Source organism: Flavobacterium frigoritolerans, assembly GCF_025847275.1.
GTDB lineage: Bacteria > Bacteroidota > Bacteroidia > Flavobacteriales > Flavobacteriaceae > Flavobacterium > Flavobacterium frigoritolerans.
In genome coordinates, this window is the sequence record NZ_JAOZEV010000002.1 from 116,976 (window position 1) to 134,376 (window position 17,401).

Here is a 17,401-nt window from a genome sequence, read left to right on the forward strand (position 1 = left end):
ATTAATCAATTAATTATTTTTTTACTTATTTCAAGAACTTTTTCCCAATCTTCTAATGTATCAATATTGACATAAAATTCAGATTGTGATTCAATGAAAGTAGTATTTTTTCCGTACAAAGAATGCTCTTCTAAAAGCACTTTTGTTTTGGTAATATAAATACTTCCATCTCTGTGATAAGCAATAGGAAGTTCCTGTCTACGACTGATAATTTCCGTTTCACCTGTCGCAATTTTTAGATTTCCCTGTTTATTTACTTCAAATGTCCAATGTGGATTATATTCGTGCGGAACTCTTTGAACAGAAACCAAAGAGTCTGAATCCTTCTCTATAAATTTTTTGATGGCATTATCCAAAAACTCAAGTGTCCTAAATGGAGTAGTCACTTGCAAAAGACAAACAGCATCAAAGAAAATATTTTGACTCTCGTACCACCTCAAAGCATGGATAATTACATCAATTGTCGGACTATTATCCTGTGCCAATGTAATTGGTCTAATAAACGGTACTTTTATTCCTAGACTTTTTGCTACTTCTATAATTTGTTCATCCTCAGTCGAAACGATAACTTCTGTCAAAAATTTGGATTGTAAAGCGATTTCCGAGGTATACGCCAATAATGGTTTATCGTTTAATAATTTAATATTTTTACCTGGAACGCCTTTGGAACCTCCACGAGCTGGAATTATGGCCAAAATTTTCATCTTAATACATAATGGTTTTATGAAACTGCAAAGGCAATTCTGCTAGCTTTACTGCAATTTGTAAACCTGCTTTTCCATCTCCGTAAATAGACGATGAAATCGTTTTTCCTTTTTGCACTGAATCTATAATTGCTACTTCTATTTGCTCTTGTAAATAATCTACATCTACGCTATTTCCTCCACGGTCTCTCCTGTTTTGGCGTGAACCAATATTAATTACAGGAACTCCCAAGAAAGCACATTCTCGGATCCCTACACTAGAATTTCCTATCAAGCAATCGCTATGTTGCAACAATTCTAAGAAATCTTTTCCTTCCATATTCTTGAAAAAATGAACATTCGGCAACTGGTGCTGCTCTCTAAAAGCACGAATCCCTGTTGATGTTCCGTCTGCTCCAGCATCCACATTAGGCCAAAACCAAAGTGTAGGCTTATCTAATTTATAAATAGCTTCTAGAGTAGCTTCTATATGCTTTCGAGAATCTTTATATTCTGTCGTAACTGGATGTTGCATAACTACCAAATAACCTTGAGATAAATCAGGTTTTGCACCTACACCACCGTATTTTTCATAAGGATCAAATGGAAGGATTTTGCTCTTAATAATTTCCTCCGCCAGATCAATAGACGGACAACCTGTATTAAAAACCATCGTTGGGTCTTCTCCTAATTTAATAACTCTTTCTTTTGCACTCTCTGAAGCTACAAAATGATAATCCGATAACTTCGTGATAGCGTGACGCACTTTTTCGTCAATATTCCCAGTAACTTCTCCACCTTGAATGTGCGCTAAAGGAATATTCATATAAGAAGCGGCAATAGCAGTTGCCATAGTTTCAAATCTATCGGCAACAGTAACCACAATATCTGGTTTTAGATTGTCAAAAACAGTTGATAATTCCAAAATTCCGATTCCTGTAGTTTTGGCTGCGGCAGTCAAATTTTCTCCTTCTAGCACATTAAAAACTTTTGCAGCAATTACAAAACCATCTTTTTCAATATAATTTACGGCAGAACCATATCGATCTAACAACGCCGAAGCAGCCACTACCAATAGCAATTCTAAATCGGGATGTTCTTGAATAGCGGATAATACTGTTTTCACTCGACTGTAAGAAGGTCGTGCAGTAATCACGACCGCTATTTTTCTTTTTGGCATTTTAATTTTATTATACTTGGTACGAAATTAGGTAAATATGGCGAAAGGTAAACTGTTATTATTATTTTTCCTTTTTAGTTTTAAACTTTGACAAAATTAAAATATTTTTATAGTAAATCTGTCTCATTTAAAAAACTCCATTGTTTCAAATCCTTATTTAAGGTTTTTCCAATTATTCTTTCAAAACTAGAAGCATCTATTCCAAAACCTTTTGGCTTTTTGGACTCTAAATCATCAAAAGTTAGAATATGATTTTTAGGTAAATCTCTATTTACTGCCAATGATTTTTCAAAAATTTGCTTAAGCGAAGAAAAAGCTTCATTACTATTTTTATCAATACTATTTGAAAGTGCAGTAGCTATATTTCTAATAGCAATTACCAAATCCTTAGTTTCTGAAATAGTCAACGAAGACCTAGAATCTGGTCCGAAAATCTGTCTATCAAAAACAACATGAAATTCGAGAATACTCGCTCCCAAAGTAGTTGCAGCTATACAAGTTTCTTTTTTTGCTGAATGATCAGAAAAACCAATAGGTACATTATAGCGATTTTTCAATTCCTGGATTACATTTAAACCATATTGTTCAGGCTGCGTAGGATAAGCAGTAGTGCATTGCAAAATAGAAAAATCGATATTCCTTTCTTTCAAAAATGCAACTGTTTTATCTAATTCTTCATAAGAACTCATCCCAGAAGACAAAATTAAAGGCTTTTTTGTTTGGGCAATTTTTTCCAAAATCAAGAAATTATTCACTTCACCAGAACCTATTTTGTATTGCTCCACTCCTATTTCTTCAAGCCAATCAATTGCTAAATTACTAAAGGGAGAACAAATAAAATCTAAACCAACTTCGTCGCAATGTTTTTTTATTTCTTTCCATTGTTTTAAAGAAAAACCCATCCGTTTCCAATAATCAAATCTTGTCTCATCTTCTAATGAAAACTTTACACGAAAAGGCTCATATTCGCTACTTTCCGCTTCTGCAATATGCATTTGAAACTTTACAGCATCAACGCCCGTTTTTGCAAGAGCATCAATATAAGAATACAAAATTCCTAAGCTACCTTCGTGCGCCTGACCGATTTCGGCAATAATATAAGGATATGATTTTCTGGTTGACATAATTTAATTATTTTCTGGTTTCCAATAAAGTCTTGTTTCTTCTAATTTTTGATACTTTTTATATTCTTGCATTGATAATCTATTGGAATTTTTTATGATTTTTGGAATTGAAACCAACAAATTACATATGGCTAATATAATTGCTTTTAAAGCATTCAAATCACCTTTAAAAACTTTTAATTTAAGTTGCATCCAAATTGAATACACCAATCTTTTTGGAATAAAACTAACAGGGTAAAACAAAAAATATAAATACCATCCTGAACGTAGAGAACGCTGTAGACGAATAGCATAATCATTATTCTTCTTTCGCGACTTAATATCTACTCGATGATTAACTAAAACAGCTGGTAGGTAATGTACTTCCCATTTTTTCTTAAATAGTTGATAGGAGGCAAAATCTTCTTCTCCATAAAAAATAAACCATTCTGGATAAGCAGGAATATCGCGCCAAGCTTTCATACGCCAAACGTGGGCACAGCCAACAAAACTTTTTACACGTGTTGGCTGATCATTTGAAAAAATGTTATTTGGACTTTCTTTTGACCAGAAAATTCTAAAACCGAGCAAACCTACTTCCTCATTTTTATTAAAATACTCTTCTATTATTTCTAATGGCTCATTAGTAACAAAATGCGCATCATCATCTAATGAAATAGAAAAATCTGTTTTCGCTTCGTTCAACATTTTATTTCTACAATACAAATATCCTTTAGATTCTTTATTCGTATGCAGAATAATTTGAGGATAATTCTTTTTTAAAAAATCTGAAGTTCCATCGATTGATCCATCATCAAAAATAACGCAAACAACATTATCTCTATCTATTAAACTTTTATTTTTTTGTAATGTAAAAGCTAAATCATCTTTACGATTTTTGGTAGTAATTAAGATTGAAAAACTAGAATTCACCATTAATTAGTTGATAGTTTATTGATTACTTCCTTTAAATATGTGGCTGATACATATTCTTCTAAATCTTTTCTGTCTAAATTTAAGCAGTCTGGATTTTGCTTCCATAATTGATATAGCTTTTCTATTAATGAAGCGATTCTATCTACATCATCAACTTCTGAGCAAAACTCATAATCTTTCCCTAATAACCTTCTAGTTTCACTATAATAAGGAGATAAAGAAAGAATAGTTTTATTAGCCTCAACACAATGTGGAAACTTAGCTGGCAAAAAAGGACTGATTTCTCCTTTTGCTTCTAAAATAATATTGACTGATACATTTTTTTGTAAATGATAAACCTCATCAAAAGGTTTATTTCCAATATGAATAAAAATTTCAGAAATATTTTGTTTATAATTTTCAAGCATCTCTGTGTGGTACGAAGCATTTCCTAATAAAATAAGTCTTGATTCATTTCTTGCATTAGGATTTCTCTCTAAAAACATTCTAAATCCCTCTATCAAACCTTCTGGAGATCGCTGTTTCAGTAAATTTCCGGCATGCAGCAAATTGAATTTCGAAATATCAAAATAAGATGGAAAGACAGTATTTTGAACTTCATATTTTTCATTTTGATGTGGAAGAATAGTTCCCGTTTTATCGAAATTAGGAAAATAACTGCTCATCCATTCTTTTAATAATTGACTAGGAAAAGCACTGTATTTTGCTTTTTCTGATAATTCTCTAAAAAAAAGCTCTTTTTGATAATAGCTTGATTCTACCCAGTTATAAGGTCTCGGATAATAATGAAACGGATATGGATCATGTACATAAACTATCCATTTATGATGTAAATGTGGCAATTGAAGTACTGCATAATGTGATCTAAAACTCGCTCCCTTACTCAAAGTCAATACCAAATCAGACTGAAATAATGATTTTTTTAACGATTTACTAATACTTTTTGTATCGTTAAAAAAAGTAAATGAAAAACCAAATAACCGCTCAAAAAAAGGAGCTAGATTAATTTTTAAATTTCGGCTTAAAACGCGCTGTAACCTACTTAAAAAGTAAAAGACACTCCATTTTATTTCAGGAATAGCAATTGTTTTTATCCCTTTTAATTTAATATTTCTTAAAGTATAATGATATACTAAAAGTTCAAAACCAGCTTCTTTTAAATTATTGATCAAAGCCACATTTGCTTTTGACCCGCTACTATCCTCTATATCAATAGAATCTACAATAACTAAAATTTTTAATATATTTTTCAAGCAATTTTATTTAATGAACTTTTCGTTTATAAATAAGGCATCCGTTCTTGAGGCAAAGCCTTCATTAGTATATTCAAAATCATAGAATCTAATCATCTTAAATCCGTTTTGAGAAAGATAATTAAATATATCACTAAATGAAGATTGACCGATATAATTTTCGTGAAAAAATATTTCTACAAAAACAAACTGAACTTTATTTTGATTCATCATTTTGTTTGCTCCTTGCAAGACATTAAGTTCAAAGCCTTCTGTATCTGTCTTTAAAAGATTAATGTATGGAATATCATTTTCACTACAATAATCGTCAACAGAAATAATATCTACAAAATAAGTATCAATTATTTCTGATTTTGTATAAGCCCTTTTAAGAAATGAATTTAAAGCACTCCAAGAATATTCATTAAATTCTAAAGAACCTTTTTCACAACCTACGGCTTTATTATTCAAAAACACATTTTCAACATTCCCATAGTCTTGAGTAATTCTTTTAAAACAATCTTTACTTGGCTCAAAACTATGTAAATATGAATTTGGAAATGTTTTTTTTACTTTGAATATTGTTTGTCCCAAATTTGCTCCAATGTCAAAAATAATTGGATTACTACCCAGTCGCGACTGAATTGCCAAAAATGGATTATCATTTAATAAATTATTTTTATTTATCTTGCTTATTTTATATCCTTTACGATATAAAAATTCTTTAAGTATTTTTTTCATATTTATTTAACGGATTTGCCGCTATAGATATTTTCATTGCAAAACATTAAATAATCAACAATCTTTTTAGAAGTATCTCCATTTCCATAAGGGTTTTTTGATTTTTTAAATCCTTTAAAATCGTCTAAAATAAGTTGAATAGTATTTATAATTTTATTTTTATCAGTTCCTACCAAGGTCGAAAACCCTGCCTTAACTCCTTCTGGTCTTTCAGAAACATCCCTAGTCACCAAAACAGGTTTACCTAATGACGGAGCCTCTTCCTGAATTCCACCGGAATCTGTCACAATCAAAAAAGATTGCTGCATCAGCCAAATAAATACTGGATAAGAAACTGGCTGAATCAGAAGAATATTTTTTTTATTTGAAAGTAATTCAGAAACTATTCTTTTAACATTTGGGTTTAAATGAACTGGATAAACAATCGTAACATCTTCTCTTTCTGAAATTTTTAAAAGTGCTTCACACAGATTTCTTAAACCTGATTCAAAATTCTCTCTTCGATGTCCAGTTACTAAAACTATTCTTTTTTTACTTGGAATTTCTTTTTTTAATTTTTCAATTTCTGGATGATGATAATCTTTTTTTGATATCTTATTTATAGTCCATAATAATGCATCAATAACTGTATTACCAGTTTCAATAATACTTTTTGGGAGAATACCTTCGTTTAGTAAGTTTTGTGTTGCTTGAACTGTTGGAGTAAAATGAAAATCTACCAATCTACTGGTTAATTGTCTATTAATTTCTTCCGGAAACGGTGCCTTTTTATTATATGTTCGTAATCCTGCTTCTACATGACCTACTTTTATACCTAAATGAAATGCAGCCAAAGCAACCATTGAAGATGTTGTAGTATCTCCATGCACTAAAATTAAATCAGGCTTCTCTATTATTAAAACTTCGTCTATTTTACAAAGGATTTTAGCACTTAATTTATTCAAACTTTGATTTGCCTGCATTAAATCGAGGTCATAATCTGGTACTATCTCAAAAAAATCCAAAACTTGATCTAGCATTTGTCGGTGTTGTGCCGTAACACAAACAATAACTTCGAGTTGTTTACTTTTTAATTCATAATATAATGGAGCCATTTTAATAGCTTCTGGACGAGTACCAAAACAGAGAAGGATTTTCATTTTTTAAGTCGTTTTTTTATTTTATAAACTGGAAGACGCAAAGAGTAAGAATGATAAAATAAACTCCATTTTAAACGTTTAAAAAAACTTAGATCTAAAACATTTTGTATTCGATTAAACAAATCATATTCTTTAAAACCAATAGAAAAAGTTACAAAATATTGAATTAATGGAGTTGTAAACAATTGTTTATCTTTTAAATTCTGAACGACCAAAATAACCGCATCAGCCTGAGAAGCTCTCCTAATTGGATTATTCTGAAAAAACTCACCTGTATTTGAATTAGAATGTTTTCTTCCATAAAATAAACATTTATTTATTGAAATACCCTTTATTCCTGTAGATACAATTCTGGAATACAATTCCCATTCTTCTGCAAACATCAAATGTTCTACAAATCGATTATTGACAAAACACTCTCTCTTCCACATTACCGCACAAGAATTAAATGGCAAATCATTATTTAGTATTCTTCCCACATCATTAACATCGATTTTAAATGATGTATATTTTTTAGAATAATCAAAATTATAGTCAAATTCATTAAAAAAAACTTCTCTCTGATATCTACAAAATGAAGCTTCATTTTTATTTAATTCCGTAACACATAATTCTAAATTTTGCGGATGAACAATATCATCATCATCAAAGAAGATAATATACTCCCCTTTAGCCATATCCATACCGTAATTACGGCAACCCGGCAACCCTTTTCCATATTGATTTGGCCGTTTAAAAAATTTAAAACGTAAATCTAAATCTAAAATAGGACTGATTACTTCTAATGTATTGTCTGTTCCTCCATCATCAATAATTAAACATTCCCATTTTTTTAAAGTTTGATTTTGAATTGAAACTAGTGTTTCCAGAATAAAATGACTTCTGTTGTAAGTTGCCATTACTATAGTTACTATAGGTTTCATTTAAAAAAAGAGTACTTAATTAATATTTTAAAATCGTTCTTATTCAACAAATAAAAATAATTTCTTAAAATAAAAAAACAATGTATTTTAATTTTTCTAGGATTAAAATCTAATACCATCAACATAATAATCTTATCCAGAAAAGCCCTTCCTATTGCTCTTTTATTTAAAAAAAATTTATTACTATAAAGATTTTCCTGAAACTTTTTAATATAAAGATGATTCTTTATAATCCAATCGAATGGAATTTTTTCATACGTTAAAATTTTAGTTTGCAACTCAGAAAAAATTTCAAAATGATCCTCTGAAAAGTTTTTTGAAAATTCGTAATACATCTTAGCAATATTCTCCTGCCAAAGTAATTTCTTATCATCAAAAACAGCTATCTGATTGGACAAACTATCTTCATGAGTTCTATAACTATATAAAAATTCATCTAACTTATAATATTTGCTATGTAAAATCGCACGTAACCAAAAATCATAATCTTCAACTAAAAAGAAACTTTCATTATAGCCTTTGTTTTTTTCAAAAACTTCTTTCTTATATAAAAAACAACATCCAATAACATTCCCGAAAATTATATTTTCAAACTCTAATAACCGAACCTCTTTTCTAATATTACCGAAATTATCAATAAGACAGAAATTACTATAAACTACATCCGCATTATTTTTTAGCAATGCATTTAAAAGCTCTTCAATTGCATTTAACTTGTAAAGATTATCATCGCTTGTCCAAGTTATAAAATCACCTTTTGCCTCTCTATGACCAATATTTAAACTTGCTGGTAGTTTTTTATTTTCAGTATTATTTAGAATTTTAATTCTATCATCAAATTCAGCATATTGATTTACAATTGATAATGTCGAATCTGTAGAACAGTCATTTACAACAATTAATTCGATATTTTTATGAGTTTGTTGCAAGCAACTTTCAATTGATAGTGAAATATACTTTTCACCATTATAAACAGGAAGTATAATACTTACCAATCGATTATTTAATTCACTCATTTATATAACCTTTTTTTTACTTCTTTAACAGTTTTTAACCATTCTAGTCCAAATTTCACATCAGGCTCCAAATGATTTCCTTCTGCCCATTCATTCCAGGATTTTATAATTATTATTTGTGGGTTTTTTGGATTTTTCAACAATTCTTTTACTGTTTTTTCTAAATGTTTTCTCCAAGAATTAGGATTTGCATTAACAAAAATCAATGATTTTTTTCCACTTCGGGCTGAATTATCCCAATTAGGAAAAACACAGGGAATATATTTTTCATTATGAAAAGCGCTACTAAAATGAGAAACGGCCTTATCATAATCAAAAATTAAAGGTTTAAGTCTCTTTCCTATTTCGTTTGTAAAACCAAGATTGACTTTTATTTTTCTTTCCAACCATCCTAGATATCTAACATTTTCAAACAAAAATCCTTTGGAGTATCTCATTTTCCTAAAAACATCTGTCCCCACCTGTCCATACACAAACCTATTTTTTAATATCTCACTAGATTCTTTGCTTAATACTGTAACAATAAAATGTATGCCTTTAAATCCATTCTGAATTGCTAAATCATCAAATAGTTCTAAAAACATATTCCAATCAGGTATATCTTCTATTCTATAGATATGAAACATGGGTTTATTATCTACCTTAATGTATCGTTCATCCTTAAAAAATGGCAATAAATATTCAAAATAAGCTCTATAACCTTCTTCTCCTTGATAAGTTTGCTCAATCAATATATCTCCGTTGTCAAGTCCATGCCAAATACCTTTCCATGTTTCATTTGCCCAACAAAAACAAAAGGATAAATCTATTTTTTTATTGTTCAACATAGCCTCAGCAGGTCTCTCCAGTAACATTTTGCTATTTCCAAACCAATATTGATAATATATAAACCCATCAATACCATATTCTTTCGCAAGTTGTGCCTGCTGTTCTTGAACTTCTGGCACTCTTAAATCATAAAAACCTAAATCTGCTGGAAGTATCGGTTGGTAATGTCCTTTAAATAAAGGTTTAGCCTTAGCAACATTTGTCCACTCCGTAAAGCCTTTACCCCACCATTTATCATTTTCTTCTATAGGATGATATTGTGGAAGATAATAAGCTAAAAATTGTATTTTATTTTCAGACATTTCAAATATTATTTCAACAACTAAATCTAAGTTATACTCTAAGTAAGATTATTTATATTTCCCGAACACAGTAAATCCAAAGAATTTTTTGCAAAAAACATCTATTACAAATTTTTCGCTTTTTAGATTTAATTCATTCATTTTTTCTAATACTGTTAATTGATGTTCCATTTCTTTAAATGAGCCATAATATTTTACAAAAAAATCAACATGCTTTACGCTTAAATAATTTAAAATATCAATCTCATTTTTACGATTCATCGATTGAAGCATTGATGTTTTTTTAATTCTATAATAAAAATCAACTTCCTCCAATCGCTTTACAGTACCTCCATTTTTTAAAATAGCGATCCAAAATTCCCAATCTTCCCACCCATGTTTCATTGATATATCATAACCTCCGACTGACTTCCAATCTTCCTTTTTAAAAAAAGCAGAGCAAAATATTAAGTTATTTCTACTTAAATTAAAAAGTGAAAAAGAGGGTAACTTCCATTCACCTATTTCTTCTCCAAATTTTTCTGCTTTACAATACACAACTTTTAAAGAAGAATTCTTCTCAAAAGCTTCTATAGCCAATGAAACATAATTTAAACCTATTTTATCATCTGCATCCAATGGTAAGATCACTTCTCCAATTGCTACAGAAATACCCAAATTTCTAGCACTGCTCAGTCCTCCATTTTTTTGATAAATATTTTTAAACCGACCATCTTTCTTACACCATTTTTCGATTATCTCTTCTGTATTATCGGGACTTCCATCATTTACAATTATACATTCCCAATTGTCATATGTTTGACATAAGACTGATTGTAAAGCCTCTTCTAGATATTGGGCTTGGTTATAACAAGGAACAATAATGGAAACTTTTTTATTCATGCTTTTTTAAAATGTTTTTCAAAAATCTTTTAATGAACTTTTTTATTAAATAAAAATCAAAATACTTCAAATAAAAATATAATATAAAACAAAATTCAGACAATTTTAATTTTCTCTGTTTACTTATTTCATTTTCATAAAATCTGATGATTTTTTCCTTTTCTTGATTCGTATAATTTTTAAGTTTTTTTAAGATTAAAAACCTAAAAAATGATAATACGGAAAAGCTCTTAAGATTATTATTATCTTGTTTTCCGGAAATATTAAATATTGAAAGCCTAACAAATACAACACATTCATTAATCGTAAAAATAGGTTGATTATCAGAAAAATCTAGCCAGGCCCGGTCATCGCTATTCCAAGCTAAAGGATAATCATAGAATCCGAATTTAAGAAATGATTCTCTTGAAAAAATATATTCAGATAGCGAGCTCCTTGTCAAATGTTGAAACTTTCTGTAGAATGAAACTGTAGCAATTTCCCATATAGGATGCGTAAAAATATTACTAACCGTATTATTTTCCTCAATTATTATTTTAGATGCAAATCGAATAACTTGTGCTTTCTTATAAAATAAATTAAAATTTATATGCCATAATTCAACCAAATTATTGTCAATAAAATCATCATCTCCTAAAATCATTATCCATTCTTCTTCTTTGCTTAATTCAATACAGCGTTCCCATTGCCTTGCTAGCGAAATACTTCCTAAATTTTTCTCGAAACGATGATAAAGGAATTCAAACTTTCCATGGAATTGACTTAATAATTCTAATGGACTATCAATACTTGCATCATCTCCTATATAAACTTTAAAACGTTTATCAGTTTGATTTGCCAAAGATTGAAGTGTAGACTGAAAAAAAGTCCGTTTATAGTATGGTATTATTATCGCCAGCATATCCATTATAAAATTTCAAAATCAAACATAAATCTTTAAAAACCAAACCCCTTAATGCTCAATCCTCAGTATTTTAATTTATAGTAAATTTTCTTAATCATCCTTTTAGGAAATTTATAATTACACTTAACAATTTTTAATAGTACAAAAAAAATATGATTAGAAACAAAACTATCCGAATATTTACTGTGTAAAGATAATTCCAAAGCTAAGACTGATTCTAATTGTCGTTTAAAAATAATTTTATTAATTTTTTCTTCATTAAAATAAGATAACAAACAAGTAAATAATTTTAAATTACTTTTAATCATACTTAAATCTGAGCTACTCGAAAAAACACCTACTCCATATCTATAAACTGCCATACCTTCTTCAATATATTTTAATTTCCCTTCTTTGGCAAGCATCATGTATAAAAAATAATCCCCAATAGGAGAAAGCTCAAATTCAAATGGAAATTCTTTTATTATATTCCTAAAAACTACAGAGGGCGTATGTATATAATTTCCTAATCGGGCTAATGTTTCTAATGTTTCATAATTTTCTGGTACTTTTGTAATAAAATCTTCTACAATTGTACCATCTTTATTCAAAATGTTTACTGAGTGAAAACACAAAACATAATCAGGGTTAGCTTCTAAAAAATCAACTTGTTTTTGTAGTTTTAAAGGATCAGTCCAGTAATCATCTCCCTCACACAAAGCAACATATTTTCCATTACATTGATGGTATGCAAAAACACCATTAGCTTGCATCCCTATATTTTCTTTGTGTCTAAAATACTTAATTCTATCCCCCTTGGGATGATTTTTTATAATCGCTTCAATTATTTCGGCAGTAGAATCAGGAGAGCAATCATCAACAATGATTAATTCAAAATCAAAATTAGTTTGTTGCATTAAAACACCTTCTACAGCTTCTTGTATATAGAGTTCTTGTTTAAAAGTAATCATCTCAACTGATACAGTTATTGTTTTTTCGTTACTTTCCATCAATAGAACTTTATCTTTTAACATATATCAACATGACATTATTTATTATTTTAAAAATCAGCAAAAACAATGATAATGCTCTGCTCTAATTTAACTATGTTGCCATATAAATTGAGGTCTTATAAAACCCGGTTCTCTTCCCATATAAGTCCCCAATTCTCTACCAGAATCAACAACTGTAAATGCAATAATATCTTTTTCAATAAAAATTGCTTGTCTTGAATCCTCAACTATAAAAAGTGATAAAAAATATTGTCCTGATTGAAGAAAGTAAATTGGGAAATTACATACAATCTTATTCGTTCCATATTTTAAGGCTAATGATTCAACATTAGAAAAAGAGAACATTGCTTCACCCATCTCATTATATAAATGATAGGTTAAGTGATACCTTTGAGCATTCTTTACTTTTATATCTATTCTTGTATTAAGATTAATTATCTCATTTTCTCTTAATACATCATCTGAGCTCCTTCCTAAATTATTTAAAGAAATTTCATTTAACTTAAAGATTGGTAAATCATATTCTTTACCAAATGTTTTAAAATTCATTGAATTAGTATCACCTCCAAGATAATAACTCACTACATTTTCTATTTCTCCTTCAAAAACTACTTTACCATGCTCCAAAACAATCCCTCTCGTACACAAACTCTTCACTGCCGCCATATTATGACTGACAAACAAAACAGTACGACCTTCTCCTTTGGAAATATCTTGCATTTTCCCAATAGCTTTTTTCTGAAACTCAGCATCACCAACAGCTAAAACCTCATCGATAACCAAAATTTCAGGCTCTAAGAAAGCTGCAACTGCAAAAGCCAAACGAACTGTCATTCCGCTACTATATCTTTTTACAGGTGTATCTATATAACGTTCACATCCTGAAAAATCTATAATTTCATCTAACTTTGATGTGATTTCTTTTTTCGTCATTCCTAAAATGGCACCATTCAGGAAAATATTTTCTCTTCCAGTAAGTTCTGGATTAAATCCTGTACCGACTTCCAACAATGATGCAATACGGCCACGAGATTTAATACTTCCTGTAGTTGGGGCGGTAACCTTTGATAAAATTTTTAATAGTGTGGACTTACCTGCTCCATTTTTACCAATGATTCCTAAAACCTCACCACGCTCAACTTCAAAATTAATATCTTGTAAAGCCCATACATAATCACTGGTCCCTTTTGTACTCCGATCATTTATATCACCTATTTTTAAATAGGGATTTTCTTTTCCACGTATGCGATACCACCACCGATTTAAATCATGGCTTAAAGTTCCCGTACCCACTTGTCCTAATCGGTATTGTTTTGAAATACTTTCGGCTTTTAATATAATGTCTTTGCTCATTTTTATTTAAAATCATCTTCCAGCCATATTGAAGGAGGATAATCGATTATATTTATTTAGTGTAATACATATAAAAACTATACTGTGTCTATAAAACTTTTCTCTGTTTTATTAAAAACTAATAATCCTGCAAAAAATATAATTATTGTTATTATGAAAGTATAGAGAAGACCATAAAATGAAATATTACCAACACTCAAAAGCATGTACCTCGATGTCTCAATTATATAAGCTAACGGATTGTAATGTACCAACCACCCATAATTTGGTAATTTATCTTGAATCAATGCCATCGGATATACAACAGCAGAAAGATACATCAGCAATTGTACACCAAAACCAATTAAATTACTAAAATCTCTATACTTAGTAACTAGTGACGATATAAACATTCCTAATCCTAGTCCAAGAATTCCCATCAATACAATAATTACAGGAAAAAAAAATGCTGCAGCATTTAAATTAATAACCGCACCTTGAAGATAATAGTAAATATAAAAAACAATAAAAATCAAAAACTGAATTCCAAATTTTATCAAGTTAGAAATTACAATAGATAAAGGGGTAATTATTCTTGGGAAATATACTTTACCAAATATACCTGCATTGGCTCTAAAAGTATCAGAAGTCCCAGTAAGACAAGCTGTAAAATAATTCCAAACCGTAATTCCAGCAAGATTAAACAAAAAAGGAGGTACAGATCCTGTATCAATTCCTGCAACATTATTAAATATTATAGTAAAAGTTACAGAGGTAAATAAAGGCTGAATTAAATACCAAAGCGGACCTAGCACTGTCTGTTTATAAACAGTCACTATGTCTCTTTTTACAAAAAGAACCAGCAAATCACGATATTGCCAAACTTCTTTTAGATTCAGTGAAAAAAATTTATTCTTAGGTGTTATTTCAAACAACCAAGACGCTGAAACATTTTCTGATTTATTCATTGACATTTTAAAATTCTGCTTTTAAAATAAGTTCTATTACTTCTTTTTAAAGACTAAAAAAAGGTATGGTATTATTAAGGGCAAATGTAATAATTAAAATAAATTATCTTCTTCATACACACATTTGTATTCTAAATAATAAAAACAAAAAAGGTGCTTTTAATTAAAAAACACCTTTTTATAAGAAATTAAAGCATAAATATATTCACGCTCATTATATCTATTTATCAAGAATTTCAAAACTAGAGTTCATACTTTTAAACTCTGGCACTATTTTTTTCATCTTGGCAACAATATCATCATTGTCAAAAAATTTAGAGATACCTATTAACTCATCTATTTCAATATGCAAGGTCTCATATTCATCTTGAATTTCTTCAGCAATCATAATTTTGTTATGATATGTAGGAAGCGTTTTTGAAGTATCATTTAATAATTCTTCAAAAAGTTTTTCTCCTGGTCTAAGTCCAACTATCTGAATCTTGATTTCCTTTTCCGGAATAAACCCTGCTAATTTTATCATTTTCCGAGCCAAATCAATAATTCGAACGGGTTTTCCCATATCAAATATGTAAATTTCTCCACCGTTACCCATTGCGCCAGCTTCAAGAACTAACTGACATGCTTCAGGAATAGTCATGAAATATCTAATAATATCTGGGTGTGTTATAGTAAGTGGTCCACCTTCGGCAATTTGTTTAGTAAACAAAGGAACAACTGATCCATTAGAGCCTAATACATTTCCAAAACGAGTTGTGATAAATTTCGTAGTATCCTTCCCTTTTTCTTTCTGATTTTTCAGGTGTAATGACTGTACATATTTTTCAGCAATACGTTTACTAGCCCCCATTACATTGCTAGGATTTACTGCTTTATCTGTAGAAACCATTACGAATTTCTTCACTTTATATTTGCAAGCTAAATCAGCTAAATTTTTTGTTCCTTCTATATTTGTTAATATAGCCTGAGATGGATTCCCTTCCATCAAAGGTACATGTTTATAAGCGGCGGCATGAAAAACAACTTGTGGCCCATGCACTTTAAACACTCTCTCCATTGCCTCTTTACTCTTCACATCGGCAATTACAGCATGAATTCGAGAATCCGAAATTATATTTTGAGTTTCTAAACAAAGACTATGCAGTGGCGTTTCTGCCTGATCTAATAAAATTATGTTTTTAGGATTGAACCCTATTACCTGTCTTACTATTTCACTACCAATGGATCCTGCAGCCCCAGTAATTAAAATGGTTTTATCTTTTAATTGTTTCGATATAGATTTACTATCCAATACGATTGGTTTTCTTTCCAGTAAATCCTCAATCTGAATATTCTTTACTTTTTGAGAGATTTCTTTCTGGTTTTCCCAATCCGAAATTAAAGGCACTGTATAAACCCTATAGTTAAATTCTAAACACTGATCTACAATAATCAATTGTTCATCCTTAGATAGACTTTTATCAGCAATAATAATCCCTTCTGCTGCAACTGAGCGCATTAATGCAGGTAATCTTTTCTTTTGAATTAAAATTGGTAAATCCAGCATCCTCTTCGATGCATTCTGGTTATTTTTATCTACGAAACCTACAATTTTAAAACGAGAAGGCGTTTCAAATTTTAATGCATTTGCTACTGATATCGCGTTGGCATCCGTTCCGTAAATAATAGTTCTTATTAATTTACTATTATTTTTTTCTGCAAAATAAAGTTCAAATGTTTGTTTAACGACAACTCGATATAAAAACAAACCACAAAATGAAAGCACTATATTTATAAAAAGTGCGGTATTTAAAAATGCTTTATCTCCATGATATAATTCAAATACAAAATTGAAGAACAAAAAAACAATCAATACTGACATTTGTGAGAACAACAGCTTTATTGCATCAATATATGATGAGTGTCTAATTATACCTGAATAAGTTCTAAATAGCCAAAAGAAAAAAACATTAACTCCCAAGAGTGAGCCAACAAAATAAAACTCATGATGCGTTATAATATATCCTAGACCAGTACCTTTAAATAATAAATAAGTAAAAGTAAAGGAGAAAATCAATACCATAACATCCATTAAGACTATAATCCACCTAGGCAAATAACTCAGGTTATGGATATTAAGCCTTAAATTAGCTATCGAGAAATACTTAGCAAATAAAATTGCTAAATTGGTTGGTTCGTTATTCAAATTAGTTTGTCTTAGAATTATAGAGTCCGATAATAATTACAAAAATACGAAATAA

The 17,401-nt window shown here is 29.6% G+C and carries 16 protein-coding genes; all 16 read right to left on the reverse strand.

Annotation, left to right across the window (positions count from 1 at the left end; genetic code table 11):
• Window positions 1-5: 5 nt before the first annotated feature.
• The 16 genes from OIU80_RS03045 to OIU80_RS03120 all read right to left on the reverse strand — a co-directional run bounded on the left by OIU80_RS03045 (window position 6) and on the right by OIU80_RS03120 (window position 17,346).
• Window positions 6-704: an acylneuraminate cytidylyltransferase family protein gene (locus OIU80_RS03045; protein WP_264285611.1), complete on the reverse strand. Its 699-nt coding sequence runs from the start codon at window positions 702-704 to the stop codon at window positions 6-8.
• 1 nt (window position 705) lies between these two features.
• Window positions 706-1,863, reverse strand: coding sequence for a UDP-N-acetylglucosamine 2-epimerase (neuC, locus tag OIU80_RS03050; protein WP_264285612.1), 1,158 nt, complete (start codon window positions 1,861-1,863; stop codon window positions 706-708).
• A gap of 107 nt (window positions 1,864-1,970) precedes the next feature.
• Window positions 1,971-2,987: an N-acetylneuraminate synthase family protein gene (locus tag OIU80_RS03055; RefSeq protein WP_264285613.1), complete on the reverse strand. Its 1,017-nt coding sequence runs from the start codon at window positions 2,985-2,987 to the stop codon at window positions 1,971-1,973.
• Window positions 2,988-2,990: 3 nt separating this feature from the next.
• Window positions 2,991-3,902: a glycosyltransferase family 2 protein gene (locus OIU80_RS03060; protein ID WP_264285614.1), complete on the reverse strand. Its 912-nt coding sequence runs from the start codon at window positions 3,900-3,902 to the stop codon at window positions 2,991-2,993.
• On the reverse strand, window positions 3,902-5,155 hold the full coding sequence (locus OIU80_RS03065; protein ID WP_264285615.1) for a glycosyltransferase family protein: 1,254 nt from the start codon (window positions 5,153-5,155) through the stop codon (window positions 3,902-3,904). The genes OIU80_RS03060 and OIU80_RS03065 overlap by 1 nt, the downstream gene beginning before the upstream one ends.
• Before the next feature lie 6 nt (window positions 5,156-5,161).
• Window positions 5,162-5,875 (reverse strand): FkbM family methyltransferase, encoded by a 714-nt coding sequence (locus OIU80_RS03070; protein ID WP_264285616.1) that lies wholly within the window; start codon window positions 5,873-5,875, stop codon window positions 5,162-5,164.
• A 2-nt stretch (window positions 5,876-5,877) separates the two neighbouring features.
• Window positions 5,878-7,014 carry a non-hydrolyzing UDP-N-acetylglucosamine 2-epimerase gene (gene wecB / locus OIU80_RS03075; protein WP_264285617.1) on the reverse strand — a complete coding sequence of 379 codons (1,137 nt, stop codon included), beginning with the start codon at window positions 7,012-7,014 and terminating at the stop codon, window positions 5,878-5,880.
• On the reverse strand, window positions 7,011-7,937 hold the full coding sequence (locus OIU80_RS03080) for a glycosyltransferase family 2 protein (protein ID WP_264285618.1): 927 nt from the start codon (window positions 7,935-7,937) through the stop codon (window positions 7,011-7,013). The genes wecB and OIU80_RS03080 overlap by 4 nt, the downstream gene beginning before the upstream one ends.
• Window positions 7,934-8,953: a glycosyltransferase family 2 protein gene (locus OIU80_RS03085; RefSeq protein WP_264285619.1), complete on the reverse strand. Its 1,020-nt coding sequence runs from the start codon at window positions 8,951-8,953 to the stop codon at window positions 7,934-7,936. Before OIU80_RS03085 ends, OIU80_RS03080 begins: the two co-directional genes overlap by 4 nt.
• On the reverse strand, window positions 8,950-10,083 hold the full coding sequence (locus OIU80_RS03090) for a glycosyltransferase WbsX family protein (RefSeq protein ID WP_264285620.1): 1,134 nt from the start codon (window positions 10,081-10,083) through the stop codon (window positions 8,950-8,952). Before OIU80_RS03090 ends, OIU80_RS03085 begins: the two co-directional genes overlap by 4 nt.
• Window positions 10,084-10,131: 48 nt before the next feature.
• A complete protein-coding gene (locus OIU80_RS03095; RefSeq protein WP_264285622.1) occupies window positions 10,132-10,965 on the reverse strand; it encodes a glycosyltransferase family 2 protein in 834 nt (277 codons plus the stop codon).
• Window positions 10,958-11,872 carry a glycosyltransferase family 2 protein gene (locus OIU80_RS03100; protein WP_264285623.1) on the reverse strand — a complete coding sequence of 305 codons (915 nt, stop codon included), beginning with the start codon at window positions 11,870-11,872 and terminating at the stop codon, window positions 10,958-10,960. Before OIU80_RS03100 ends, OIU80_RS03095 begins: the two co-directional genes overlap by 8 nt.
• 59 nt (window positions 11,873-11,931) lie before the next feature.
• Entirely contained in the window at window positions 11,932-12,858 is a 927-nt protein-coding gene (locus tag OIU80_RS03105; RefSeq protein ID WP_264285624.1) for a glycosyltransferase family 2 protein, read from the reverse strand.
• Between the two features lie 90 nt (window positions 12,859-12,948).
• Window positions 12,949-14,214: an ABC transporter ATP-binding protein gene (locus OIU80_RS03110; RefSeq protein WP_264285625.1), complete on the reverse strand. Its 1,266-nt coding sequence runs from the start codon at window positions 14,212-14,214 to the stop codon at window positions 12,949-12,951.
• Between the two features lie 77 nt (window positions 14,215-14,291).
• Complete coding sequence (locus OIU80_RS03115) at window positions 14,292-15,161, reverse strand: ABC transporter permease (protein WP_264285626.1); 870 nt, start codon at window positions 15,159-15,161, stop codon at window positions 14,292-14,294.
• 220 nt (window positions 15,162-15,381) lie between these two features.
• On the reverse strand, window positions 15,382-17,346 hold the full coding sequence (locus OIU80_RS03120) for a nucleoside-diphosphate sugar epimerase/dehydratase (protein WP_404827350.1): 1,965 nt from the start codon (window positions 17,344-17,346) through the stop codon (window positions 15,382-15,384).
• Window positions 17,347-17,401 lie beyond the last annotated feature (55 nt).

Coding starts and splice junctions, on each gene's coding strand:
- OIU80_RS03115 (WP_264285626.1), bottom strand. CDS start 15,161: ATGAATAAATCAGAAAATGTTTCAGCGTCTTGGTTGTTTGAAATAACA.
- OIU80_RS03080 (WP_264285618.1), bottom strand. CDS start 7,937: ATGAAACCTATAGTAACTATAGTAATGGCAACTTACAACAGAAGTCAT.
- OIU80_RS03060 (WP_264285614.1), bottom strand. CDS start 3,902: ATGGTGAATTCTAGTTTTTCAATCTTAATTACTACCAAAAATCGTAAA.
- OIU80_RS03095 (WP_264285622.1), bottom strand. CDS start 10,965: ATGAATAAAAAAGTTTCCATTATTGTTCCTTGTTATAACCAAGCCCAA.
- OIU80_RS03045 (WP_264285611.1), bottom strand. CDS start 704: ATGAAAATTTTGGCCATAATTCCAGCTCGTGGAGGTTCCAAAGGCGTT.
- OIU80_RS03110 (WP_264285625.1), bottom strand. CDS start 14,214: ATGAGCAAAGACATTATATTAAAAGCCGAAAGTATTTCAAAACAATAC.
- OIU80_RS03055 (WP_264285613.1), bottom strand. CDS start 2,987: ATGTCAACCAGAAAATCATATCCTTATATTATTGCCGAAATCGGTCAG.
- OIU80_RS03090 (WP_264285620.1), bottom strand. CDS start 10,083: ATGTCTGAAAATAAAATACAATTTTTAGCTTATTATCTTCCACAATAT.
- OIU80_RS03105 (WP_264285624.1), bottom strand. CDS start 12,858: ATGGAAAGTAACGAAAAAACAATAACTGTATCAGTTGAGATGATTACT.
- neuC (WP_264285612.1), bottom strand. CDS start 1,863: ATGCCAAAAAGAAAAATAGCGGTCGTGATTACTGCACGACCTTCTTAC.
- OIU80_RS03070 (WP_264285616.1), bottom strand. CDS start 5,875: ATGAAAAAAATACTTAAAGAATTTTTATATCGTAAAGGATATAAAATA.
- OIU80_RS03085 (WP_264285619.1), bottom strand. CDS start 8,953: ATGAGTGAATTAAATAATCGATTGGTAAGTATTATACTTCCTGTTTAT.
- OIU80_RS03100 (WP_264285623.1), bottom strand. CDS start 11,872: ATGGATATGCTGGCGATAATAATACCATACTATAAACGGACTTTTTTT.
- wecB (WP_264285617.1), bottom strand. CDS start 7,014: ATGAAAATCCTTCTCTGTTTTGGTACTCGTCCAGAAGCTATTAAAATG.